The 25,119-nt window shown below is 70.3% G+C and carries 21 protein-coding genes; 11 read left to right on the forward strand and 10 right to left on the reverse strand.

All coding sequences use genetic code 11. The annotated features are described in order from the left end of the window. Positions 1-71 precede the first annotated feature (71 nt). Both MB1_RS07385 and tatB read left to right on the forward strand, forming a co-directional pair. Positions 72-1,646 carry a S1C family serine protease gene (locus tag MB1_RS07385; RefSeq protein WP_084351205.1) on the forward strand — a complete coding sequence of 525 codons (1,575 nt, stop codon included), beginning with the start codon at positions 72-74 and terminating at the stop codon, positions 1,644-1,646. 176 nt (positions 1,647-1,822) lie between these two features. Continuing rightward, entirely contained in the window at positions 1,823-2,248 is a 426-nt protein-coding gene (gene tatB / locus MB1_RS07390; RefSeq protein ID WP_157083943.1) for a Sec-independent protein translocase protein TatB, read from the forward strand. 133 nt (positions 2,249-2,381) lie between these two features. Here the strand turns inward: tatB and MB1_RS07395 are convergent, their stop codons facing one another. The 5 genes from MB1_RS07395 to MB1_RS07415 form a co-directional block, all read right to left on the reverse strand. Then, positions 2,382-3,518, reverse strand: a complete 1,137-nt coding sequence (locus tag MB1_RS07395) for an Mrp/NBP35 family ATP-binding protein (RefSeq protein WP_066905282.1) — start codon at positions 3,516-3,518, stop codon at positions 2,382-2,384. Between the two features lie 115 nt (positions 3,519-3,633). Continuing rightward, positions 3,634-4,572: a lytic transglycosylase domain-containing protein gene (locus MB1_RS07400; protein WP_439646929.1), complete on the reverse strand. Its 939-nt coding sequence runs from the start codon at positions 4,570-4,572 to the stop codon at positions 3,634-3,636. Between the two features lie 846 nt (positions 4,573-5,418). Next, complete coding sequence (locus MB1_RS26780; RefSeq protein WP_281189897.1) at positions 5,419-6,897, reverse strand: lytic transglycosylase domain-containing protein; 1,479 nt, start codon at positions 6,895-6,897, stop codon at positions 5,419-5,421. A gap of 161 nt (positions 6,898-7,058) precedes the next feature. Continuing rightward, entirely contained in the window at positions 7,059-7,598 is a 540-nt protein-coding gene (locus MB1_RS07410; RefSeq protein ID WP_066905639.1) for a DUF1003 domain-containing protein, read from the reverse strand. A 129-nt stretch (positions 7,599-7,727) separates the two neighbouring features. Further along, on the reverse strand, positions 7,728-9,017 hold the full coding sequence (locus MB1_RS07415) for a magnesium transporter MgtE N-terminal domain-containing protein (RefSeq protein WP_066905286.1): 1,290 nt from the start codon (positions 9,015-9,017) through the stop codon (positions 7,728-7,730). 99 nt (positions 9,018-9,116) lie between these two features. Between MB1_RS07415 and MB1_RS07420 the strand changes: the two genes are divergently transcribed. The 3 genes from MB1_RS07420 to MB1_RS07430 all read left to right on the forward strand — a co-directional run bounded on the left by MB1_RS07420 (position 9,117) and on the right by MB1_RS07430 (position 11,281). Then, a complete protein-coding gene (locus MB1_RS07420; protein ID WP_066905287.1) occupies positions 9,117-10,076 on the forward strand; it encodes an HpcH/HpaI aldolase/citrate lyase family protein in 960 nt (319 codons plus the stop codon). A gap of 109 nt (positions 10,077-10,185) precedes the next feature. Beyond that, positions 10,186-10,674, forward strand: a complete 489-nt coding sequence (locus MB1_RS07425) for a YflT domain-containing protein (protein WP_066905288.1) — start codon at positions 10,186-10,188, stop codon at positions 10,672-10,674. Between the two features lie 19 nt (positions 10,675-10,693). Then, complete coding sequence (locus MB1_RS07430) at positions 10,694-11,281, forward strand: suppressor of fused domain protein (RefSeq protein WP_066905289.1); 588 nt, start codon at positions 10,694-10,696, stop codon at positions 11,279-11,281. Positions 11,282-11,288: 7 nt separating this feature from the next. Here MB1_RS07430 and MB1_RS07435 read toward each other — a convergent pair whose 3' ends face one another. After that, the gene (locus tag MB1_RS07435; RefSeq protein ID WP_066905290.1) at positions 11,289-12,365 is read right to left on the reverse strand and encodes a magnesium and cobalt transport protein CorA; all 1,077 of its coding nucleotides are present in this window, start codon (positions 12,363-12,365) and stop codon (positions 11,289-11,291) included. A gap of 92 nt (positions 12,366-12,457) precedes the next feature. Between MB1_RS07435 and MB1_RS07440 the strand changes: the two genes are divergently transcribed. The 5 genes from MB1_RS07440 (at position 12,458) to MB1_RS07460 (ending at position 16,868) form a co-directional block, all read left to right on the forward strand. After that, positions 12,458-13,324 carry a PHP domain-containing protein gene (locus tag MB1_RS07440; RefSeq protein ID WP_066905642.1) on the forward strand — a complete coding sequence of 289 codons (867 nt, stop codon included), beginning with the start codon at positions 12,458-12,460 and terminating at the stop codon, positions 13,322-13,324. Beyond that, a complete protein-coding gene (locus MB1_RS07445; RefSeq protein WP_066905292.1) occupies positions 13,321-13,617 on the forward strand; it encodes a hypothetical protein in 297 nt (98 codons plus the stop codon). The genes MB1_RS07440 and MB1_RS07445 overlap by 4 nt, the downstream gene beginning before the upstream one ends. A gap of 248 nt (positions 13,618-13,865) precedes the next feature. Beyond that, positions 13,866-15,077, forward strand: coding sequence for an NAD(P)-dependent malic enzyme (locus MB1_RS07450; protein WP_066905294.1), 1,212 nt, complete (start codon positions 13,866-13,868; stop codon positions 15,075-15,077). A gap of 234 nt (positions 15,078-15,311) precedes the next feature. Beyond that, complete coding sequence (locus tag MB1_RS07455; protein ID WP_066905296.1) at positions 15,312-15,914, forward strand: HdeD family acid-resistance protein; 603 nt, start codon at positions 15,312-15,314, stop codon at positions 15,912-15,914. 102 nt (positions 15,915-16,016) lie between these two features. Next, the gene (locus MB1_RS07460) at positions 16,017-16,868 is read left to right on the forward strand and encodes a type 2 periplasmic-binding domain-containing protein (RefSeq protein ID WP_157083944.1); all 852 of its coding nucleotides are present in this window, start codon (positions 16,017-16,019) and stop codon (positions 16,866-16,868) included. Between the two features lie 76 nt (positions 16,869-16,944). Here MB1_RS07460 and MB1_RS07465 read toward each other — a convergent pair whose 3' ends face one another. Next, on the reverse strand, positions 16,945-17,778 hold the full coding sequence (locus tag MB1_RS07465) for an SDR family NAD(P)-dependent oxidoreductase (RefSeq protein WP_066905302.1): 834 nt from the start codon (positions 17,776-17,778) through the stop codon (positions 16,945-16,947). Continuing rightward, a complete protein-coding gene (locus MB1_RS07470; protein WP_084351134.1) occupies positions 17,775-19,475 on the reverse strand; it encodes a flavin-containing monooxygenase in 1,701 nt (566 codons plus the stop codon). Before MB1_RS07470 ends, MB1_RS07465 begins: the two co-directional genes overlap by 4 nt. A gap of 88 nt (positions 19,476-19,563) precedes the next feature. Between MB1_RS07470 and MB1_RS07475 the strand changes: the two genes are divergently transcribed. Beyond that, positions 19,564-20,244: a TetR/AcrR family transcriptional regulator gene (locus MB1_RS07475; protein ID WP_066905644.1), complete on the forward strand. Its 681-nt coding sequence runs from the start codon at positions 19,564-19,566 to the stop codon at positions 20,242-20,244. Positions 20,245-20,309: 65 nt separating this feature from the next. On the opposite strand, the gene MB1_RS07480 is transcribed toward MB1_RS07475, so the two are convergent. Continuing rightward, a complete protein-coding gene (locus tag MB1_RS07480; protein ID WP_084351136.1) occupies positions 20,310-24,101 on the reverse strand; it encodes a multifunctional oxoglutarate decarboxylase/oxoglutarate dehydrogenase thiamine pyrophosphate-binding subunit/dihydrolipoyllysine-residue succinyltransferase subunit in 3,792 nt (1,263 codons plus the stop codon). A gap of 216 nt (positions 24,102-24,317) precedes the next feature. Beyond that, positions 24,318-25,055, reverse strand: a complete 738-nt coding sequence (locus MB1_RS07485; RefSeq protein ID WP_066905304.1) for a hypothetical protein — start codon at positions 25,053-25,055, stop codon at positions 24,318-24,320. Between the last annotated feature and the right edge of the window lie 64 nt (positions 25,056-25,119).

Below are 25,119 nucleotides of genomic sequence, written 5' to 3' on the forward strand. Positions count from 1 at the left end.
CCCGGTACCGCCGGTGAGCCGTGCGGTCGACCCCGTCAGGGGTGGGTGCGGAGGGCGCCGGGCCCGACGCGATGCCAGAATGGGACGCGGTGAGCAATACGACGACGCCGGCGTCACCCGGCTCCACTGAATCCGACGTACCCGGGGACGCCCTCGACGGTTCGTCCGATGCATCGATCTACTCCGGCGGACGGTCGGAGGGCACGATCGTGCCGCCCGACGACGTTCCCCGTCTCGCGCCGCGGCCGATCCATCGTCCCGAAGTCGATGCCGACACCTCCCGCGTCTTCGGACGCCCCGCCGGGGTGCAGGGCTCTTTCGACGATGTCGACACCGACCGTCGAGCCGACAGCCCGCAGATCGGTCCGGCCGACCCGATCCTTGCGCAGGCCTTCGGCCGACCCGACGGGGTCGAGGACTCGCTGCAACGGCCCGCCGAGGCCGGCGTCGAGCGCCCTGCCCCGTCTGCTCCGGTCGACCCGTGGCGCGATCCGGCGGCGGCGGTATCGCTCGGCTCACCCGCGATCGAGGTACCCGCCGAGGGGCCGCTGCCGCCCGCGCGCGCCCTGGGGGTGCGCGACGTGCTCTTCAGTGGGGCGGTCGCCCCGCGCGCGCTCGCGATCCTGATGGCGCTCGCGCTGCTGCTCGGTGCCCTCGCGGGCATGATCGGCGGCATCTTCGGCAGCTTCGGCCAGTCCCTGACCAGCCAGCGGGTCACCCTGACGCAGGGCGGCACCGAACTGCCCGAGGGCCAGGTCGGACGGGTCGCGGCGGCGGTGCTGCCGTCGGTGGTGTCGATCCAGGTCAGCCTGGGCGAGAACGTCGGCACCGGCTCCGGGGTGATCGTCGACGGCGACGGCTACATCGTCACCAACAATCACGTGATCTCGATGGCCGCCGACAACGACCAGGCCGACCTGGTGGTCACCTTCTTCGACGGCACCAAACATCCGGCCCGCATCGTCGGGCGCGACGTGAAGACCGATCTGGCCGTCCTGCGCACCGACGTCGACAATCTGACCGTCGCCGAGCTCGGGCGCTCCGGGGATGTCCGCGTCGGTGACGACGTGGTCGCGGTGGGCTCGCCGCTCGGACTCGACGCCACCGTCACCCGCGGCATCGTCAGCGCCCTCAACCGGCCGGTTCGGCTCGAAGGGGAGGGCACCGACACCGAGGCGGTCATCGACGCGGTGCAGACCGACGCGGCGATCAACCCCGGCAACTCCGGCGGTCCGCTGGTCGACGCCACCGGTCGGGTGATCGGCATCAACACCGCGATCCGGTCGGCGAGCGGCGGTTCGGTCGGACTGGGGTTCGCGATTCCGATCGATCAGGTCACCGCGGTGACCCGGGCGTTGATTCGCGACGGTCAGTTCAACCACCCGACGATCGGGGCCGACACCCGATCGGTGGTCAACGACGCGATGACCGGCGCGGAGGTCGCGAACGTCCGTGCGGGCGGGCCGGCCCAGGAGGCCGGCATCGTCGAGGGCGACGTGATCGTGCGGGTCGGTGACCGTGAGGTCGCCGACGCCGACGAGTTCGTCGTCGCCGTCCAGAACGAGACGATCGGGGAACCGGTCACGGTCACCCTGGTGCGCGCGGGCCGGCAGGTCGAGGTCACCGTCACCCCCGTCTCGGACTGACGGGGCCGGCGCAGCGGCCGCCGGACATGCCCGCCGATCGCCGATCGCATACCCCGCCGATCGCCGATCGCATACCCCGCCGATCGCCGATCGCACACCGCGGATCGGAATCGCACACTTCGGACGAGGCCGCCCCAGCGCGGGCCGAACCCCCGGGGGCGTCGTACCCTGGGGTCGTGCTTCCCAACGTCGGCTGGGCCGAGATGCTCGTCCTGCTGGTCGCGGCGCTGGTCATCCTCGGACCGGAGCGGCTGCCGGGCGCGATCTCGTGGTCGTTCAAGGCCCTGCGCCAGGCGCGTGACTACGTCACCGGGGCGACCACCCAATTGCGCGACGAACTCGGCCCCGAATTCGAGGACCTGCGGGAGCCGCTGTCCGAGCTCAACAAGCTGCGCAAGATGAACCCGCGCTCGGTGATCACCAAGCACGTACTCGACGGCGACGACTTCCTGTTCACCGGCGAATCGAAGTCCACGAACGGGGCTCGATCGAACGGTGCGGGCACCTCGTCCGCCGGCGCGGCGGCCGGGTCCACCCCGTCCTCGGACGGCGTTGTACTCGGCAAGAACGAAACCCCGCCGGTCGACCCGGACGCCACCTGATCCACCACCGGCTGAATCATCCGGGCGCCACCCGAATCACCCCGCCGCCACCCGAATCACCCCGCCGCCACCCGAGGGGCCCGACGCTGCCCGCGGATACGGGCGCGCCGGGCGGAGGTGCTCTGCCGGACGCTCAGCCCTGCCGGGTGGTGGCGATCCCCAACGACATACCCGCGAGGCCGCGGCTGCGCACCGACAGGGCATCGGCGACCCCGCGCATCGCCACCGCGGCGGGCAGGTCCGGCCGGCCCAACACCACCGGCACGCCCGCGTCGCCGGCCTCCACGAGGGCCGGGTCCATCGGCACCTGGCCGAGCAGCGGCACCGAGGCACCGACGGCCCGGCTCAGGCGCTCCGCGACCGCCGCGCCGCCACCGCTGCCGAAGACCTCCATGCGACTGCCGTCCGGCAGCTCGAGCCACGACATGTTCTCGACGACGCCGACGATCCGCTGCCGGGTCTGCAGGGCGATCGCACCGGCCCGTTCGGCCACCTCGGCAGCAGCGTCCTGCGGGGTGGTGACCACCAGGATCTCCGAGCTCGGCAGCAGCTGCGCGATCGAGATCGCGACGTCGCCGGTACCGGGCGGCAGGTCGAGCAGCAGCACGTCCAGATCGCCCCAGAACACGTCGGCCAGGAACTGCTGCAGCGCCCGGTGCAGCATCGGCCCGCGCCAGACGACGGGGGTATTGCCCTTGGTGAACTGGGCGATCGAGATGACCTTCACGCCGTGCGAGATCGGCGGCATGATCATGCGGTCGACCTGGGTCGGCGGCGCCGAGGTGCCCAGCATGCGGGGGATCGAGTGGCCGTAGATGTCGGCGTCGACCACGCCGACCGACAGGCCGCGGTCGGCCATCGCAGCGGCCAGGTTGACCGTGACGCTCGACTTGCCCACCCCACCCTTGCCGGAGGCGACCGCGTAGACCCGCGTCAACGACCCGGGCTGGGCGAAGGGGATCACCGGTTCGGCGGAGTCGCCCCGCAGATGCTTGCGCAGTTCGGCGCGCTGCTCGTCGTTCATGACGTCCATGTCGACGTGCACCTGCGAGATCCCCGGCACGTCGGCGACCGCGGTGCGCACCCGGTCGGCGATCGTCTCGCGCATCGGGCATGCCGAGGTGGTCAGGTAGACCCCGACGGTGGTGACGCCGTCGGCGTCGATATCGACGTTGCGCACCATCCCGAGCTCGGTGATCGGTTTGCCGATCTCGGGGTCGTTCACCCGGGACAGGGCAGCGCGAACAGCGGAGTCGGTGGCAGTGACCATATTTCGATGGTAGAGCCTCACCGATCGGCGCCGAGGACGGCCACCGCCGGGGTGGTACCGCAGACGGGGCGCGGCGTGCGCCTTCGGCGGGAACCGCGACCGGCGGCGGCGGTGCTCAGTGGATCTTCGGCAGGTCCTCCGCGCGCGGCGCGACACCGGTCGCATAGGCGGCCGACCAGGCGGACACATTGGTCGCATAGGCCCGCGAGTTGTTGTACCGCATGATCGCGCGGGTGGCCTGAGCCGGATCGCGCATATCGAGGCCGCCGTCGCACAGGTAGGCCGCGGTGGTGGCGGCCGCGTCGAAGAGGTTCTGCGGATCGGCCTTGCCGTCGCCGGTGCCGTCGGTCGCGTACTTCTTCCACGTCTGCGGGATGAACTGCATCGGGCCGACGGCGCGGTCGTATTCGGTGTCGCCGTCGTACTCGCCGCCGTCGGTATCGCGGATCACCTTGCTGCCGGGCAGCGAGCCGTCGAGGCGCAGACCGTAGATCGGGTCGAGCAGATTGCCGTCGCTGTCGACCTTGCCGTCGTTGGCGTGGCTCGACTCGACGCGGCCGATCCCGGCCAGCAGCTCCCAGGTCATATTGCAGCCGGGGAGGCGCTCGGCGGTGATCCGCTCGGCGCGCACATAGGTCGCCAGATTGATCGTCGGGATGCCGAGCGGGCTGGACTTCAGCGAGGTCGGCAGATCCGGCAGGTTGCGCAGCGTCGGACCGCCCGCGGCGCCCGGCACGGTCTGCGCGACGACCGGGACCGGTGCGGCCGCCGGGACGGGCGCGACCGCCGCGGCCGCGAAGTAGCCGTCGCCGCCGGCCGTCGCGGGCGCCTGCGGAGCGGTAGAGGTGGTCGATGCGGCGGCCGGTGTGCCGGTGATGTCGGTCGACTCGGCGGTGTCGATCGGCGCGGTGTCCGGCTGGGCGTTCAGATCGGTCGAGTGCGCCGACAGCAGCGCGGTGCTGCCCGCGCCGGTGGTGGCGCCGGCGATGCCGATCAGGCCTGTCGGGATCAGGCTCGCGAGCGTCAGCGTCGAGTGCCGGCGGATCGCGGCCAGCGGGCGACGCCGATGGCGACCGCGCGGATCGTCGGCAGCGGTCGCATCCGAATCGGCGGTATCGGGGGCAAGCAGGGCGGCCGGGGCCTGCGGGCCGGCCGGGGCGTCGATCGCGGCGACCAGCGCGGCGGGAATACCACCGGTAGCCGGGTCCGCGGCCGCCGGCGTGGCCGTCTCGGTCGACAGGCTGCGCAGCGTCGAGGCGATCGCGCGATCGGTCGCGTCGGTCACCATCGGGATCGGCACGATCGGAGCGATCGGCGAGGGCAGCGCCGGCACCGTCGCCGGGGAGCCGGCCGTGGCGGCGACCGTCGGTGCGATCGTCGGAGCGGTCGCCGAGCCCTTCCGGGCGGCGGTCGGTATCGCGGTCGTCCCGGTCCGCTCCGCCCGGCGCCGCAGATAGGTGCGCTCGAGCTGATCCGACCACGGATCGGTCGCCGTCCGGGTACTGCCGGCCAACGCGTTGAGGCTGTTGCGGCGACGCAGCGCGGCGGGGGCCGAGATGGCGGCCGGCTGCGCGGGAGCGGGCAGGCTCGTCGCGGCGGCGCGATGTGCGGTCCCCTCGGCGATCGAGCGGCCCTCGGCAATCGATCGGCGCAGCGCGGCGTCGGCGCGCAGGGTGCGGCGCAACTCGGTCGGCGCGATGTCCGATGCGCTCGTCAAGGTGGTGCGGTCGGGGTCGATCTCCCGGGCGGCGTAAATCCGCTCGCGCAGCTCATCGACCGAGCTGGATTTTCGACCGCTTTTTCTGTGTCGCCCCACCCTCGATACCCCTCCGTCGTCCCGAACGTTCTCGTGGATCCGACAAGAGGCTACCCGATTCGTTGCCGGGCCGTTACAAGGCCGTTATCCGCCGAGGTGGGCGGGGTCGACGGGTGGGATCGGGATACCGGCGACCTGCAGGACCATGTGGTCGACGCAGGGGCCGAGCGGCAGGAACGACAACCGGGCGCGGTCCGGCTCCGGCAGAGCGTCCAACGGGGTCTCGTTCGGTCGGCATTGCGGCAGCGGCGCGGGTTCGGCCGGTGCGGCGGGAGCGGGAGCCGGCGCGGGAACCGCCGGTGCGGCGGGCGCGGGCGGTGCGGCGGGCGCCGGGATCGGTGTGATCCCCGGCGCGGGCGCCGTGGCGTCCACCGGAGCGGCCGGTTGGGCCGGATCGGCGGTCGGAGCCACCGGTGCGGGTGTCTGGTCGGTCGGCGCCTGCGGTACCCCGGCGAGCCCCTCCAGGGCCCCACGGATGTCGTTGAACTGACTCTCGAGACCCATATCGCGGGCGCTCTGCGCGAGCGCGTCGATCGGATGGTGCTCGGGTGCGCCCGGCACGGGTGTCGACGACGACGGCGCCGCCTCATCGGTTGTCCCCGGTGCCGTCGGTTCGGTGGTCGCCGCCAGCGCGGCCAGGGTCACCGGATCGAGCGTCACCGCTCCCGGCGCCGCGCCGGAGTCGGGTCCCGGGGCGGCGGGGATCGGCTGCGCCATCGCGGTCGACAGTTGGCCGGGCGTCGGGGTGGCGCCCTGCGAATACGCCGCCGCCCAGGTCAGCACCTGAGCGGCGTAGGCGCCGGAGTTGTTGTAGCGCAGGATCGCGGACATCCGTTGCCCGGCGTTGCGCATATCGAACGCGCCGGCGCAGAGGTACTTGCCCGCGCCGAGGGCGGCGTCGAAGACGTTGTTGGGATCGGCCCGGCCGTCCCCGTTGCCGTCCGCCGCGTACGCCTTCCAGGTCCCGGGCAGGAATTGCATCGGGCCGACCGCGCGATCGAAGTGCGGATCGCCGTCGATCGCGCCGCCGTCGGTATCGCCGATCACCGCGTTGCCCGCCAGGGTCCCGTTGAGTCGCGGCCCGAGGATGGCGGTCATGGTGGTGCCGTTGACGTCGGTGCGTCCACCACCGGCGTGCCCGGATTCGATGCGTCCGATTCCGGCCAGCAGGTACCAGGGCAGATGGCAGCCCGGCTGGTCGATCGCCAGCCGCGCCTCCGCCGCGCGATAGGCCTCGAGGACCAGCTGCGGGATGCCGGCGGCGCCGGCGATGATCTGTACCGCCGGGCCGAGGGTATTCGGCAGGACCGGTAGCGCGGCCGGTGTACCCGGCACGGCCGCGGCCGCCGCGCGGTCGGCCGCGGCCAGCGCCGATGTGCGCAGCGCCGGCCCGCGCAGGGGTTCCGGAACGGAGATCCCCGGGACCGATACTCCCGCGACGGCGGGGGCGGCTTCGACCTGAAGCTCCCGCTCGTGCGCGGTCGCCAGTACGGCCGTCGCGGGGACCGTGGAAGCGGCGGACAACCATCCGATCGCACCGACCACGACTGCGGATGCAGCCATAAACCCAAGCCGCATAACGTCCTTCCGTCAGCCCCCGGAGAAGCCCGACTTTCGAGAACAAGTTACCGAGCGGTCGGGTGCGGAGGCTGTGGAGAATGTAAGGATCGTCTGAGGGTGTGCTGGGTACGTTTCAGGGGCCGGACCAGCGTCGATCGCCCGGTTCAGTCGTCGGGAGCCGAGTCGGGCCGCGGCCGTCGTCGACCGGACTCGCGGGGTTCGTCCTCGTCCTCGTCGAGGGCGGAGACGATCAGATTGCGAATGTCCTCGAGCTCGCGACGCATGTAGTCGCGGGTCGCGACCTCACCGAGGGCGATCCGCAGCGACGCCAGTTCGCGGGCGAGGAATTCGGTATCCGCCTTGGTCTGTTCCGCCCGCCGCCGGTCCTCCTCCAGCGATACCCGGTCCCGATCGTCCTGACGGTTCTGCGCCAGCAGGATCAGCGGTGCCGCGTACGCCGCCTGGGTGGAGAACGCCAGATTGAGCAGGATGAACGGATAGGGGTCCCAGCGCAGGCTCACCGCGAAGACGTTCAGCAGGATCCAGACGATCACGATGATCGTCTGGATCGCCAGATACCGCCCGGTGCCCAGGAAACGGGCGATCGCCTCGCTGGAACTGCCGATCTTCTCGACATCGAAGCGCATGCGCATCCGACTGCCGCGCGGTGTATCCAGACGGTCGCCGCGACCCGGCCCCATCATCCGATCGCCTCCGCGACCGGGCCCGCCGCCGGGTCCGTTGCACAACACGCGCCGCAGAGCATCGTCGAGGACGATACGTCCTCGACCACGCTGTACCGACCGTGTTGTGTCACGGCCTTGATCGTGGACCTATACATAGCCGACCTCGGGATCCCGGTCGCGCCACCCGTCGGGCAGCAGATGGTCGAGAACGTCGTCGACGGTCACCGCACCCAGCAGGTGGTTCTGGCTGTCGACCACCGGTCCGCAGACCAGGTTGTACATCGCGAAGTAGCGGGTGACCAGGCCGAGCGGCTCGTCGGGGGACAGCGGGGTGATCGTCGTATCGACGATGCCGCCCACCAGGTTCGCGGGCGGTTCGCGCAGCAGCGCCTGGAGATGGACACAGCCGATATAGCGGCCGGTCGGCGTCGCCGTCGGCGGGCGCACCACGAAGACCATGCTCGCCAGCGCCGGGGTCAGGTCGCCGTTGCGGGCCCGGGCGAGCGCCTCGGCGACCGTCGTCGAGGCGGTCAACACCACCGGCTCCGGCGTCATCAGACCGCCGGCGGTATCGGGGGAGTGCTCGAGCAGTCGCCGCACCGGTGCGGACTCGACCGGGTCCATCAACGTCAGCAGGGCCTCGGCCTCCGCGTCCGGCAACTCGCCGAGCAGGTCGGCCGCGTCGTCCGGGTCCATCGCCTCGAGGATGTCGGCCGCGCGGTCGACATCCATATGCATCAGCACGTCGACCCGGTCGTCCTCGTGCATCTCCTGGATGACGTCGGCGAGGCGCTGATCGTCGAGCGCGAAGGCGATCTCCAGGCGCCGCTCCGGGGGCAACTCGTGCAACGCCAGGGCGACGTCCGGTGGGCGCATGTCCTCGAACTGTTCGAGGAAGACGTTGACCCCGGCCGCGGTGCGCCGATCGGGGTCCGCCGAGGCCAGGCCCAGCACGTGTTGCCATTCGACGATGGTGACCGCGGCGCGCCGGGTCAGCCGGGAGCGCACCCCGTTGGGGCGCAGCGCGACCTTGGAGACCACCCAGTCGCGGGTGCGGGTCCGTTCGAGAGCCAGGTCGACCACCACGCACTCGACGTCCGCCAGCTGCGGAAGGTCGGGGTCGTCGGTGCGCACCCGCGAATCGATGACCTGGGCGAGCGCGAGCACCTCGCCGGACCGCTGCGCGAAACGCCGGAGGCTGACGTTGCCGGTCGTCAGGGTGATCGCCGACGGTTCGATCGAGGTCACCCGCAGCATCGGCACGAAGATGCGCCGCCGGGTCGCCAGCTCGACGACCAGGCCGAGGACCCGCGACTGCGAGTGCCCCGATCGCGAGGTGATCACGACATCGCGTATGCGTCCGATCGATTCCCCGTCCGGTCCGAGCACCACCAGACCGGCCAGCCTGGCTGCGAAGACCCTGCCTACTGCTGCCATGATCGCTCCCGAGTGGGTGTGCCGGGTCGGATGACGAACGACCGGGGCGGCCCGGGCGGCGTCGCCGGCGCCGCGAACCGATCGACGAGGCGAGGTTCGATGAGCGAGCGACCGTACCGATCCCGAAGGTCCGTGCTGGCGGTCCCCGGCAGCAATCCGCGGATGCTCGAGAAGGCGTCGACATTGCCCGCCGACGCCGTATTTCTCGATCTCGAGGACGCGGTCGCACCCGCCGCGAAGGAGCAGGCGCGGCGGGCGGTGGGGGAGGCGCTGACCCGGTACACCTGGCGGGCGCCCACGCGGACGGTACGGGTCAACGACTGGACCACGGCTTGGACGGTACGTGATGTGGTGGAGGTGGTCGAGACCGCGGGCGCGTCGATCGACGCGATCGTGTTGCCAAAGGTCACCGATGCCGGACATGTCCGGGCTCTCGACCTGATTCTGACCCAACTCGAGCGAGAACTCGACCTTCCGGTCGGTCGTATCGAGATCGAACCGCAGATCGAGGACGCCCGCGGATTGACCGCGATCGACGCGATCGCCGCGGCCTCCGACCGGGTGACGACGCTGGTCTTCGGGCCCGGCGACTTCATGGCGTCCCTGGGCATGCGGACGCTGGTGGTCGGCGACCAGCCGCCGGGGTACGAACCGGGCGACGCCTACCACCACGTGCTGGCGACGATCCTGGTCGCGGCGCGGGCGCGGAATCTGCAGGCGATCGACGGGCCCTATACCCGGGTGCGCGACGCCGAGGGCTTCCGGCGATCCGCGGCACGCACCGCCGCGCTCGGCTACGACGGCAAATGGGTGCTGCACCCCGACCAGATCGACGCGGCCAACGAGATCTTCGGCCCCGATCCGGAGGAGTTCCGGCGCGCGGTCGCCCTGCTCGAGGCGTACCGCTTCCACACCTCCGGCGCCGGCGGGGCGCGCGGAGCGATCGTCTTCGGCGACGAGATGGTCGACGAGGCCGGCGCCAAGATCGCCGAACGGGTCGTCGCCCGCGGCCGCGCCGCCGGCCTGGACGCCACACCCGCCGCCGACCACACCCTCTGACCGCCGCGACCCGCACCGTCCGGTGAGTTCCGGGCGGTCACCCCCGCCCGGCCGGAAGCCGGCCGGGCGCGGCGAGAATCGTCGCCGGGGTACGGGCACAATGGGGGTTATGACCAATCCCATGGCACGGCCCGCCCAACAACCGGGCAACCTGCCTACCCCACCGTCGGGCTGGCCGGTGGGTTCCTACGGAACCTACGCCGAGGCGCAGCGCGCCGTCGATCACCTGTCGGATCAACACTTCTCGGTCGAGGACCTGACGATCGTCGGCGTCGACCTCATGCAGGTCGAGCGCGTGATCGGCCGGCTGACCTGGCCGAAGGTCATCGGTGGCGGCGTCGCCTCCGGTGCCTGGCTCGGCGCGTTCATCGGTGCCTTCATCGGCATCTTCACCAACCAGATCCTCGCCGCGATCATGTTCTGTGTGCTCGGCGGCATCGTCTTCGGCGTGATCACCGCCGCGATCCCCTACGCGATGACCCGCGGCCAGCGCGACTTCGCCTCGACGATGCAGCTGGTCGCCGGTCGCTACGACGTGCTGTGCGAACCGAAGTCTGCGGAGCGCGCCCGGGATCTGCTCGCCCGGTTGGCGATCTGAGCGCCTCGGTGACCAACGCGTGAGCGCGGACATCGTCGACCGGGTCCGAGCCCATCTGACCGAGACCTTCGACGTCGGCGCCCCGGCCAGTGCCTCGGTGACCTTCCTGGGCGTCGAACCGATCGAGATCGCGCGCTTCCCCGCGGATTCCGACGCGATCGTGCGCTACGCGACCATCGGCTGCTCCCGCCACCCCATGGGCGACCCCACCGAGATGGTGGTCGACCCGGTGGCCGGGCCCCGCGCCGAGGTGATCCTGGCGGTGCGCGGCGGACTCGCCTCGGGCGGCGGCGTCGTGCGCACCCTGGCGACATTCGCGGCCGCTCCCGCCGTCGAGGGTGTCGTCCTGCGCCCCGACCTGCTGCTCGACGCGGGTGAACCGCTCTGGGACGGTGCGCCGTTCACAGCGGTGGTGCTGCGGGCCGAGGCCGCCCGGGATCTGCCGCTCGACCCGCCCGCGGAGCCGGTGCGCTTCCTGCGGGCGGTGCCGATCACCGCGACCGAGGCGGCCTGGCTGCGGCTGCGCGGAGTAGACGCGCTCGTCGAGGCCTGGACCGAGGCGGGTATCGATCTGACCGATCCGACCCGCGCCGGCGTCGAACTCTGATCGCCGCCTACAACCAGTGGTTGCGGCGGAAGGTGACGAAGAGCAGCAGGCAGGCCGAGAACATGATGCTCAGCAGGGTGAAATAGCCGTAGTGCCAGCTCAGTTCGGGCATGTTCTCGAAGTTCATCCCGTAGATACCGGCCATCATGGTCGGGACCGCGGCGATCGCCACCCAGGCGGAGATCTTCCGCATGTCCTCGTTCTGGGCCATTGCGACGCGACCCATGGCCGCGCTGATCATCGAGTTGAGGGTCTCGTCGAGTTCGGCGATCCGGTCGGTCACCGTGGCCTGATGGTCCGCGACATCCCGGAAGTACCGGCGCACCGCCTTCGGGACCAGATCCGGGGTGGCGAGCAGCCGACGCAGCGGACCGTCGAGCGGGGCGACCGCGCGGCGGAACTCGATCAACTCCCGCTTGAGCATGTGTGACTGGTCGATCGGGATGATCCGGCCGCGCGGCCCGAAGACCTTCTCCTCGATCTCCGCGACGTCCTCGGCCATCGCCTCGACCACCGTCAGATAGCGGTCGACCGCCATATCGGCGATCGCGTGCATCACGGTGGTCGGTCCCTGGGCGAGCCGCTCGGCGGTCGCCTCGAGCGACTTGCGCAGCGACCCGAGTCCGGAATGCTCCCCGTGCCGCACGGTCACCACGAAGTCCGGCGCGCACAGCACCATCAGCTCGCCGGTCTGCACGATCTCGCTGACCGCGTCGACCGCGTCGTGCTCGATGTAGTTGATCGTGCGCAGGACGAGGAAGAGCAGGTCGTCGTAGCGCTCGAGCTTGGGCCGCTGATGCGCCTGCACGACGTCCTCGACCACCAACTCGTGCAGACCGAAGGTCTCCGCGACATCCATCATCTGACGGGCGTCCGGCTCGAGCAGCCCGAGCCAGACGAATCCCTCGCCGCGTCGGCGCACCTCCGCCAGCGCCGCCCGGTAGGTGAAGGTGCCGGGCAGGCGCAAACCCTCGATGTAGACCGCGCAGTCGATGACCGCCCGCGCCGCGGGTACCGGGATCGCCTCCAGGGGAGACCGGTGCTCGGCGGGGGGCTTGCGGTTCAGTCGGCCAAATCCGTTCATCGACGACCTCCTCCGCGGAACCGGTTCACCCGGGACCGACTCCAGTGTCGGGTCCCGGGATTGATACGACTATCGCCTGACAGACTGTGAACGTGCTGATCGACCTGCATTCGCATTCAACCGCATCGGATGGAACCGACACACCCGGTCGGGTGGTGGCGTTGGCCGCAGCCGACGGTATCGATGTGATTGCGCTGACCGATCACGACACGGTGGCCGGGTGGGACGATGCCACCGCGGCGGCGGAGCGCCTCCCCGACATCGCCCTGGTGCGGGGGATGGAGATGTCCTGCGTCGGCGACGGGCAGGATGGCCGACCGGTCTCCCTGCACCTGCTCGCCTACCTCTTCGACCCCGACCAGCCCGACCTGGCGGCCGAACGCGACCGGGTCGGCTCCGATCGACCGCGCCGCCTGCGCCGCATGGCCGAGCTGATGCGCGACGACGGCCTGCCGGTCGACCCCGACGACCTGCCCACCGACAACGATTCGATCGGCCGACCACATCTCGCGGGTCTACTCGTCCGCGCCGGCGTCGTCGACTCCCTGGACGAGGCCTTCCGCCGCTACCTGCGCTCCGACGGGCCGTACCACGTGGCCAAGGCCGAAACCCCGCTCGACGAGGCGGTCGCGTTGGTCCGACGGGCCGGTGGGGTCTCGGTGCTCGCCCACGGCCGGGCGGCGCGCCGGGGACGGCTGCTGGCCACCGAGCACATCGAACGGCTCGCCGCCGCCGGCGCGCTCGACGGAGTGGAGGTCGACCACCCGGACCACGACGCGTCCGATGCCGCCGAACTGCGCGACCTCGCCGAACGCTACGACCTGGTGGTCACCGGATCGTCGGACTATCACGGCGCGAACAAGACCACCCCGCTCGGCGCCCGGACCACCGCCCCCGAGCAGTACCGGCGGCTGGTCGAGCGCGCGCACGGTGTCGCGGTGATCGGAGGTCGGGGATGACGGTGCTCAGGTCGATCAGCGGCGTGCTCGCCGGCGGTCTGGTGGTCCTGGCGATCGGGGTGATCGTCGTATCCCGGATCGAATCGGTCGGCGCCGGGCCCGGGGCGACCTCGCTGGTCGTGCACGTCGTCGCGGCGATCGGTGCGGTGGTCCTGCAGGTACTGGCCGACGCCCGGCGCACCTCGCGCGCGGCCGCCGCCCTCGCCAGCCTGATGATCGTCGCCCTCGTCTTCGCCGTCCTGTGGAGTCAGTGGTGGACGGACTCCACGCCCGCCGGCCTCTTCGGGAATTGACCGCTGCGAGGGTGGTCGTGGAGTCGGGGTGGACGGACTCCACGCCCGCGGGCCTGTTCGGGAATTGACCGCCCATCCGTCCGCCCATCCACCCACCCGGCCGGTCGGTCAGGGCCGGTTGACGGGTTCCGGAGGGGGCGCCGAACCCTCCGTCTAGACTGTGACGAATTCATCAGCGGTAGACGTACCGGCGCGACCACGCGGCCGCCCGACGTACCGCCCCCGCCGGCAACCTATGGGAGTTTGCGATGACTGGTGCCACCGAAACCGGTTCGGCCGTCGACATCTCGGTCGCGGACGACCGACCGATCACCGACGAGGACATCTTCGAGGGCCACCTCGGCGGCAAGCTCGAGATCGACCTGCGTGCCCCGTTGACCACCAAGCGCGATCTGTCGATCGCCTATACCCCCGGCGTGGCCAAGGTGTCGCTCGCCATCGCCGAGGACCCCTCGCTGGCGGATACCTATACCTGGGCGAGCCGCCTGGTGGCCGTGGTCAGCGACGGCACCGCGGTGCTCGGACTCGGCGACATCGGCCCGCGCGCCTCGCTGCCGGTCATGGAGGGCAAGGCGGCCCTCTTCCGGTCGTTCGCCGGCCTCAACTCGATCCCGATCGTGCTGGACACCACCGACGTCGACGAGATCGTCGAGACCCTCATCCGCCTGCGCCCGACCTTCGGCGCGGTCAACCTCGAGGACATCTCCGCTCCGCGCTGCTTCGAGATCGAGCGCCGCGTGATCGAAGCCCTCGACTGTCCGGTGATGCACGACGACCAGCACGGCACCGCGATCGTGGTGCTCGCCGCGCTCGAGGGCGCCGCCAAGGTGCTCGACCGGCCGATGGCCCCGCTGCGCGTGGTGATCAGCGGTGCCGGAGCGGCGGGCGTCGCCTGCACCGAGATCCTGCTCGCCGCCGGCATCCCGGACATCGTGGTGCTCGACTCGCGCGGCATCGTCGAATCCGGCCGCGGCGACCTCAACGACATCAAGAAGTCGGTGGCCGGCCGCACCAACCCGCGCGGACTGACCGGCGGCATCGCCGAAGCCCTCGCCGAGGCGGACGTGTTCATCGGCCTGTCGGCCGGCACCGTCGACGAGGAACTGATCGCGACGATGCGCCCCAACTCGATCGTCTTCGCGATGTCGAACCCGACCCCGGAGATCCACCCGGACATCGCGCGTCGCCACGCGGCGATCGTCGCCACCGGGCGCAGCGACTTCCCCAACCAGATCAACAACGTGCTCGCCTTCCCCGGCGTCTTCCGCGGCGCGCTCGACGCCGGCGCACGACGGATCACCGAGGCGATGAAGCTCGCCGCGGCCCGCGCGATCGTCGAGGTGGTCGGCGACGACCTGTCCGCCGAGATGATCGTGCCGAGCCCGCTCGATCCGCGGGTGGCGACCGCCGTCGCCGCCGCCGTGGCCCGCGTCGCCCGCGAGGACCAGGCCGGCGTCTGACCCTCCCGAGACGTACGGAACCGCCCGACACCCGGATCACCCGGGCCGTCGGGCGGTTCTGTCCGTGGGACGGCATGCGTCGGGTGTTGTTCGCGCCGGCAAATATCGTGGTGTGGGACGCCGATTCGGCAGGCGGCGTAATAGATTGATCGGCGTACACCGTTGTTTCGTGCCCGTGATCGCAGCCCGGGGGTCGGCGCACGCGTCTCTCGGCCGTCATACATAAGGACCACGATGACCACTCCCGAATCGTCGACCCCCGAACCCACGGTCGGATCGTCGGCGACACCTCCCGACGCGCCGATCGTCGCCCTCGCCAAGGGAATGCGCCGTCTCGGCATCATCGGCGCGGTCCTCGGCATCGCGCTCGGTATCGCCGCGCTGGTGTGGCCCGGCGCCACGCTGGTGGCGATCGCCTACCTGCTCGGCTTCGGCGTGATCGTCGGCGGCGTGCACCGGCTCGCCGCGGCGATCGCGTTCGGCGTCCTGCCCACCGGAATGCGTTGGCTGCTGGGCATTCTCGGCGCCCTGATGGTGGTCGCCGGCTTTGTCGCCCTGCTCAACCCGGTGGGGACGCTGTTCTTCCTCGCGATCTGGATCGGCGCGGCCTGGCTGGTCGGCGGCATCTTCGACATCGCCGCGGGCATCTCCGGCGCAACCACCGGTCCGCGCTGGTGGGCGATCGTGTCCGGCCTGCTCGGCATCGTCGCCGCGATCGTCGTCTGGACGATGCCGGCCGCCGCGCTCGGCACCTTCGTGATCGTCGGCGCGATCGCGCTGATCATCGTCAGCGTCTCGACGCTGTTCGTGCTGCCGAAGGTGCCCGACCAGTCCTGACCGGGCGGATCCGGTTCGGGCGAGAGGTGAACGTTGCCCGATCCACGGACGCGGGACCGATCGGTGGTCCGCGTCCGCGGCGCGGCGGTCTATCGTGGTGCGGTGTCGCGAAGGGTAGGACGTCGAACGGGTGACCGGCGCCGGTTGCTGCGGATCGTGGCGACGGCCGCGATCGGCCTGACCCTCACCGCCTGCGCCCGCATCCCCGAGCCCGGGTCCACCTCCCCGCGGGGCGAATCGCGGCAGGTGGTGATCGGGGTCGGCGCCGACGAGGCCTCCGCCGTGGTCGCCCGCCTCTACGCCGGCATCCTGTCCGCCCGCGGGACCGATGTGCGGCTCGACGTCGATCCGCGACAACGGCAGCGATCGCTGGCCGACCTCGACGCCGGGGCCCTGACCCTCGTCCCCGAATCGATGGGCGACCTGGTCGATCACCTCGAACCGCTGTGGCGGCTCGACGTCCCGGACGCCGACGCGGAGGCGACCTTCGTCGAACTCAGTCGCGCCCTGCCGATCGGGCTGTCGGTGGGGGACTTCGCCGAATCGGCCACCCTGCCGGCCGCGAGCGTGCCGGCCGACCTGCCCGCGTCGGCCGACCCCGCTGTGCCGGGACTCGAGACCGTTGCGGCGCCGCCGAGCGCCACCGGCGCACCCGAGACACCGCCGATCGAGCCGGCACCGACCGAGCCGGCACCGATCGAGACCACTCCGATCGACACCACACCGATCGACGCGCCGGCGGTCGAAACCACACCGATCGAGCCGGCCCCGGAACGCCCCAACAACGTCATCCCGGTGTTCCGCTCCGGCGAACTCGATTCCGATCAGATCCTCGCGCTCAACGTGATCGCCGGTGAGCTGACCACCGCCGATGTCGAGGCGATGCTCGACCAGATCGACTCCGGCCGTTCGATCGGCGAGGTCACCGGTACCTGGATGGCCGAGCGCTCCTGAGCGGACGGCGGCCGGCAACACGAAGCGGGGCCGAACCCTCGAAAGGACTCGGCCCCGCGTTCGGGTCGACGGTCGATCAGGGCAGGACGCGCTTGGCGGCCACCGCCACCACACGCTGGTAGGCCGGTCCGAGGATGCGGACCACCAGATCGAGGGCGATCGCGTCGGCGCCGACCAACACCCGCGGCCGGTTCTTCCGGACACCGTCGAGGATGATCGTCGCCGCCTGCTCCGGGGTCAGCCGGGCGAGCCGCTTGTCGAACAGCTGCGCGACGCTCTGCTGCTCGTGATCACCGGAAACCGTGGCATTGCGGGCGATCGCGGTCTTGATCCCGCCCGGGTGGACGCAGGTCACCCGCACCGGACGCTGCTCGATCAGCATCTCCTGACGCAGCGACTCGGTGAACCCGCGCACCGCGAACTTCGCCGCGTTGTAGGCGGACTGACCGGGCATCGACAGCAGCCCGAAGAGCGACGAGATGTTGATGACGTGCCCGTCACCGGAGGCGATCAGGTGCGGCAGGAAAGCCTTGGTTCCGTGTACGACACCCCAGAAATCGACGTCCATCACCCGGTCGAAGTCCTTGAACTCCGTGGTCTCCACCTCGCCGTGGTGGGCGATACCCGCGTTGTTGTAGATCTGGTGGATCACCCCGAAGTGATCGGCGACCGTCGCGGCGTATTCGAGCACCGCCTCGCGTTCGGAGACGTCCAATGGCTGCGCATGCGCCTCGCCGCCGGCGGCCTCGACCAGCCGGACCGTCTCGGCCAGGCCGGTGGTATCGACGTCGCTGAGCGCCAACCGGGCGCCCCGCTCGGTCAGGCCGAGCGCCAGGGCGCGGCCGATACCCGAACCGGCGCCGGTGACGACAGCCACCTTGCCGGCAAACGCTTCGCGATCCGAGGTCATCGGGCTACCTCCACAGTGGTCGTGGTGTCGACGTGTTCAGCATGGGCGGGCGCAGCGACGTCCGCACGATCGGGGGGTGTCGCCGACGCGGCGTCCAGCGCGGTTTCGCCGCCGGCCCCGATGCTCGGCGCGGTTTCGCCGTTGCTCCCGGCGCTCGGTGCCGAGCCGATCGCGTCGACCCGCGGAGACCCGGCGCCGCCGATCGCGTAGGCCTCCGGGTCGAAGGTGCGAGTGATCTTGCGGAACTCGAAGGTGAAGTCCGGCCACAGCGTGGTGACGTTGCCGTGCTTGTCCTTGTACCAGCTCGAGCAGCCGCCGTTGACCCAGATGGTCTTCTTCATGCGCTCCTGGATACCGGCGTTGTACTCGTCCTGGGCTTCGGCGGTGACCTCGACACGGCGCAGGCCGTACCGGCGGGCGGTGACCATCGCGTCCGTCAGGTAGTTGAGCTGTGACTCGATCATGTAGACCATCGAGGTGTGGCCGAGCCCGGTATTCGGGCCGATCATCAGGAACAGGTTCGGGAAGCCGTGCGTCGTCATGCCCTTGTAGCCCTGCATGCCGTGTTCGTCGAAGACGTCCGCCAGCGATCGGCCGCCGGATCCGATGATCGAGCCGAAGACGGGGGAGTCGGTGACGTGGAAGCCGGTGGCGACGATGATCGCGTCGACCTCCCGCACGGTGCCGTCGGTGGTCACGATCGCGTTCGGGCGGACCTCGGCGATGCCGTCGGTCACCAGATCGACGTTCGAGCGACCCAGCGTCGGGTACCAGGCGTTGGAGATCAGGATCCGCTTGCAGCCGAGCCGGTAGTTCGGGGTGACCGCCTTGCGCAGCTTCGGGTCGGCGACCTGAGCGCGGATGAAGGCCTTGGAGATCACCTCGAGGGCCCGCAGCGCCCCCGGCTGCCGGGTCATGCCGATCGCCTGGGTCTCCCGACTGAGGTAGACGCCGAGGCGGGCGAGGCGGGTCGCGCCGGGGATGTAGCGGTAGGCCAGCTTCTCGGCGCGGGTATACGGCCGGTCGACGCGCGGCGCGATCCAGGGTGCGGTGCGCTGGTAGACGTCGAGGCGCTCGGCCAGCGGGGCGACCTTCGGGCCGATCTGGATCGCGGAGGCGCCGGTACCGATCAGCGCGACGCGCTTGCCGTCGAGCGGAACGTCGTGGTTCCAGCGGGCCGAATGGAAGATCTCGCCCTCGAACGACTCGATGCCCGCGATATCCGGCAGGTTCGGTTCGCAGAGCGGACCGACCGCGCCGACGAGGAATCGGCAGACGTAGAGACCGCGGTTGGTGTGGACGTGCCAGCGCTTGCTGTCCTCGTCCCAGACCGCCCGTTCGACGGAGGTCTCGCCGACGAAGTAGTCCTGCAGCTTGTGCTCGCGCGCGACCTTCTGCAGGTAGCTCTCGATCTCCGGCTGGGTGGAGAACGACCGCGACCACCGCTTGTTCGGCGCGAACGAGAACGAGTAGAGCTGCGAGGGCACATCGCAGGCGGCACCGGGGTAGGAGTTGTCGCGCCACGTCCCACCGACGTCGCGTCCGCGATCGAGGATGACCAGATCGCGGATTCCCTTCTTCAGGAACCTGATCGCCGCGCCCATACCGGAGAAGCCGGCGCCGATGATCACGACCTCGACCGTGCGGACCGCCGTGGGCTGCTCGGCGGCGGTGGTGTCTGTAACTGGGGGAACCATGTACGTAGGATAGGACCGCTATTGAGTCCTGGTCAATAGTCTATTGAGAACTGTTCAATAGCGTGGTAGTACTCGAACGGTGCCCGTGGTGAAACGATCGACCCCACCCGGTCCGGCGTCGGCCGGATCGACCCGTGCCGGGCCCAAACGTGCGCGTCTCGATCCCGAGGAACGCCGGGAACAGCTGGTCAGGTTGGGTGCGCAGCTCTTCGCCGAGCGGCGCTATACCGAGGTACCGGTCGACGAGATCGCCGACCGGGCGGGGATCTCGCGCGGTCTGCTGTTCCACTACTTCCCGACCAAGCGGGATTTCCACGTCGCGGTGGTCGAGTGGCTCGGTCGGCAGATGCTCGAGCGCACCACCCCGCGCGAATGGCACGACGATCCGATCCGGCTGCTGGCGACGGTCCTCGAGGCCTATCTCGACTACGTCGAGGGAAACCGGGATACGTATCTGGCGCTGGTGCGCGGCGGCCTGGGCGGGGACGACCGGTTGCGGGAGATCATCGATCGCACCCGCACCGCGCAGGCCGAGGTGGCGCTCGACGTGCTCGGGGGGATCGGGGTCGAGATCGGTCCGACGGTCCGACTCGCCGTCCGCGGCTGGATCGCCTTCGTCGAGGAGATCACCGTGACCTGGCTGCGCGATCCGGCGGTCGAGCGGGCGGACGTGCTGGCGCTCGCCATGCGGGCCCTGCCGGCGACGATCTTCTCCGACGGCGCCCTCGACAGCCTGCGCGCCCGGGTGGACCAACACCCCCGAACCTGAAAAAACCACCGCGGTGGGGCGCACTCGGCGCCCCACCGCGGTGGTTTTGTTCACAGCTCGTCGGCTCAGCCGAACGCGGTGTCGATGATCTCCTGCTGCTCGACCGCATGGACCTTGCTCGAACCCGACGACGGCGCGGACATCGGCCGCCGCGAGACGCGCCGGATACCGGCGAGCTTCTCGGGCAGCTTCTCCGGCAGCGCCAGGCCCAGGAACGGCCAGGCACCCTGGTTGGCCGGCTCCTCCTGAACCCACAGGAACTCCGTGGCGTTCGGGTACTCGCCGAGGGTCTCCGCCAGGCGGTACTCCGGGATCGGGTACAGCTGCTCGACGCGCACGATGGCGACGTCCTCGCGGTTGTCCTTCTTCTTGCGCGCGGCCAGCTCGTAGTAGAGCTTGCCGGACACCAGCAGCACGCGCCGCACCTTGCTGCGGTCACCGTCGCCGTTGACGAAGGTCGGCTCGTCGAGGACCGACCGGAACTTGTTGTCCGTGAAGTCCTTGATCGGGCTGACCGCCTGCTTGTTGCGCAGCATCGACTTCGGGGTGAAGACGATCAGCGGGCGACGGATGCCGTCGCGGGCGTGCCGCCGCAGCAGGTGGAAGTAGTTCGCCGGGGTCGAGGGGACCGCGACGGTCATCGAGCCCTCGGCGCACAGCTGCAGGAATCGCTCGATGCGGCCCGAGGTGTGGTCCGGGCCCTGGCCCTCGTGGCCGTGCGGCAGCAGCAGCACGACATCGGAGAGCTGGCCCCACTTGGCCTCACCCGAGGAGATGAACTCGTCGATGATCGACTGGGCGCCGTTGACGAAGTCGCCGAACTGGGCCTCCCAGAGCACCAACGCGTTCTCCGCGCCGAGCGAGTAGCCGTACTCGAAGCCCAGGCCCGCGTACTCGGTCAGCGCCGAGTCGTAGACCTCGAAGCGGCCGCCCGACTGCTCGGCGATCCGCTGCAACGGCACATACTCCCCACCGGTGACCCGGTCGATCAGCACCGAGTGGCGCTGGGTGAAGGTGCCGCGGCGGGAGTCCTGACCCGACAGGCGGACATTGCGGCCCTCGTCGATCAGGGTGCCGAAGGCGAGCAACTCGGCGAACGCCCAGTCGACGCCACCCTCGTAGGCCATCTCGCGGCGACGATCGAGCACCGGCTGGACGCGGGAGTGGACGTTGAAGCCCTCCGGCACCTCGACGAAGGCATCGCCGATGCGCTGCAGGACGGCCTTGTCGACCGCGGTCGACAGCTTGACCGGCAGCTTCTGGTCGCCCTCGACCGATTCGCTGGGTTCCGGGGTGTACTTCTCGAGCTCGCGGACCTCGTTGAAGACCCGTTCGAGCTGGCCCTGGTAGTCGCGCAGCGCGTCGTCGGCTTCCTTGAGCGAGATGTCACCGCGGCCGATCAGCGACTCAGTGTAGCTCTTGCGGACACCGCGCTTGGTGTCGATGACGTCGTACATCTTCGGCTGGGTCATCGAGGGGTCGTCGCCCTCGTTGTGACCGCGCCGGCGGTAGCAGATCATGTCGATCACGACGTCGTTGTGGAACCGCTGACGGAAGTCGACCGCCAGGCGGGCCACCCAATCGCAGGCCTCCGGGTCATCGCCGTTGACGTGGAAGATCGGCGCGCCGATCATCTTCGCCACGTCGGTGGCGTACTGGCTCGACCGCGACGCCTCCGGCGAGGTGGTGAAGCCGACCTGGTTGTTGACCACGATGTGCACGGTGCCGCCGGTGGCGTAGCCGTCGAGCTGCGCGAGGTTGAGCGTCTCGGCCACGACGCCCTGGCCGGCGAAGGCCGCGTCGCCGTGCAGCATCAACGCCATCACCGGGAAGGGCTCCTCCGGCGTCGCCCGCAGCTCCTGCTTGGCGCGCACCAGGCCCTCGAGCACCGGGTCGACCGCCTCGAGGTGCGACGGGTTGGCCGTCAGCGACACCTTGATGTCGTTGTCGCCGAACATCTGGATGTAGGTGCCGTCCGCGCCGAGGTGGTACTTCACGTCACCGGAGCCGTGCGTACCGGCCGGGTTCATGTTGCCCTCGAACTCGGTGAAGATCTTCGAGTACGGCTTGCCGACGATATTGGCCAGCACGTTGAGCCGGCCGCGGTGCGGCATGCCGATGACGACCTCGGACAGGCCGTATTCGGCGGTCTGGTCGATCACCGCGTCCATCGTCGGGATGACCGACTCGGCGCCCTCGAGCGAGAACCGCTTCTGGCCGACGTACTTCGTCTGCAGGAAGGTCTCGAACGCCTCGGCGGCGTTGAGCCGGCTGAGGATGTACTTCTGCTTGGCGACCGACGGCTTGACGTGCTTGATCTCCACCCGTTCCCGAATCCACTTGATCTGCTCGGGTTCGAGGATGTGGGTGTACTCCACGCCGATGTGGCGGCAGTACGAATCGCGCAGCAGGCCGAGCACGTCGCGCAGCTTCATCTGCTCCTGGCCGTTGAAGCCGCCGACGTGGAATTCGCGGTCGAGGTCCCAGAGGGTCAGTTCGTGGGTGGTGATGTCCAGGTCGGGGTGCGACTTGAACTTGTCCTGGACCAGCTTGAGCGGGTCGACGTCGGCCATCAGGTGGCCGCGCTGACGGTAGGACTCGATCAGCTCGAGGATCCGGGTCGACTTGTCGACGCCGCTGAGCGCGACGTCCCGACGCCACCGGACCGGCTCGTAGGGGATCGACAGCTCGTGGAAGATCTCGTCGTAGAAGTCGTCCGAGAGCAGCAGCTGGTGGATCGTCTTGAGGAATTCGCCGGACTCGGCGCCCTGGATGATCCGGTGGTCGTAGGTCGAGGTGAGCGTCATCAGTTTGCCGACGCCGATATCGGCGATGCGCTGATCGCTGGCGCCCTGGAACTCCGCCGGGTACTCCATCGCACCGGCGCCGATGATCGCGCCCTGGCCGGGCATCAGGCGGGGCACGGAGTGCACGGTGCCGATACCGCCCGGGTTGGTCAGCGAGATCGTGACGCCCTGGAAGTCGGCGGCGGTCAGCTTGCCGTCGCGGGCGCGGCGCACCACGTCCTCGTAGGCGGCGTGGAAGCCGGAGAACGACAGGTCCTCGGTGCCCTTGATCGCCGCGACCACCAGGGAGCGGTTGCCGTCCTTGCCGGGCAGGTCGATCGCCAGGCCGAGGTTGATGTGCGCCGGGGTCACCGAGTTGGGCTTGCCGTCGACCACCGCGTAGTGGCGGTTGATGTTCGGGAACTTCTTCGCCGCCTGCACGATCGCGTAGCCGAGCAGGTGGGTGAAGGAGACCTTGCCGCCGCGGGTGCGGGCGAGGTGATTGTTGATGACGATGCGGTTGTCGATCATCGCCTTGACCGGGATCGCCCGCACGCTGGTGGCGGTGGGGATCTCGAGCGAGGCGTTCATATTCTTCGCCACGGTGGCGGCGGCACCGCGCAGCGGCTTGTTGACGTCGACGGCGGGCTCACCGCGATCGGCGGCGGCCTTCGGCGCGGCGGCATTCGACGCCGGACCGGCCGGCACGGTCGGTGGCTTCGGGCGCGGCGGGGGAGAAGTCTTCTTCGCGACCGGTGCGGGCGCGGGCGCCGGGGTGGCCGCCTTCGGCGCGGAGCCGTTGGTCGGGGCCGCGGCGGGGCGGCTCGGCGCGGTGGTCACGGGGGCTGAAGCGGGGCGGGATGCGGTCGGCGCCGACGAGGACACAGCCGAGGTCTGTGCGGCCTTGGCCGGTGCGGCCGCCGCGGTGTCACCGTTGGACGACGGGGTGTAGCCGGCGAGGAACTCGTGCCAGCTTTCATCCACGGACGACGGGTCCTGCCGGAATCGTTGGTACATCTCGTCCACGAGCCACTGGTTCTGTCCGAACTGGTTCGGGGAGCTGTTGCTCACGGCGGTAGTGCCTACTTTCCGTCATCGATCTCTCACAGGCCTGTTTTGCCTGAGGTCAAGGCTAAACCCATAGGCTCGAGCGGCGCCACGAATCGCCAGTGCGCGCCGCGCCCCGACAATCTTCGCAAACGAGACCGACCCGCAATCATCTGGAACCCCGACCGCTCGTCGGTTATTCCGGCGGGTCGCTCGAAGCGGTCGCGCGGCCGCGGGTCGTCACGCCCGGTCGGACGTCCCGGTGGGCAACTGCGGGGTCGCCCCGGCGGGCAATCCCGGGGCGCTCCCGTCGGCCAATTGCACGATCCTCCAGGCGGCCGGCGGCGGTCCGAAGGCCTCCCGGGCGTTGCGCACCACGCCGCGCCCGATCGTCCGGTTGCCGGCGCCGCCGATCACCGCGCCGATACCCGCCGGCAGCAGCTTGCCGAGGATCAGCGTGCTGCGTTTGGCCAGGAAACGCTTGACGAACTTGGCCAGCAGGGACTTGTTCATGCCGGCGACCGCGCTGCCGGGGATCCGCTTGGACATCAGGTCGCGTACGCCGCGTACGCCGACCGTTCGTTCGATCACCTCCATTCCGCTCTCGCCGAGGGCGACGGCGAGTACGAGGCTGCGGCGGCGTTGCCGATCCTCGAGGGGGATTTCGTGGACCGCCGCAACCGACAGGGCCAGCAGGGCGGAGGCTTCCAGGAAGAAGGCGGTCTCTCCGCCGATCGCGGCCAGCGCCGCGAAGGTGCCGACGCCGGGGATCGCCGCGGTCGCGCCGGCGGCGCTGCCACTTCCGGTCACCGCGAGCAGATAGCGCTTCTCGAGGCGTTCGATGATCTGCGCGGGGGACTCGTCCGGGTGCTGCTGCCGCATCCTGCGGACGTAGGCCTGTACCGCCGGCGCCTGCAGACGGGATGCGTTGTCGAGAACCGAGGTGATGCCGTCCTCGATACCGCCCTGCATCTTCATATGCGCCCCCGCTCTCCGGTGCGCCGGCCGGTCGACAATCGTCGCCGGGGCGCACCCGTCGTCT

It is taken from the genome of Millisia brevis NBRC 105863 (genome assembly GCF_001552615.1).
Taxonomy (GTDB): domain Bacteria; phylum Actinomycetota; class Actinomycetes; order Mycobacteriales; family Mycobacteriaceae; genus Millisia; species Millisia brevis.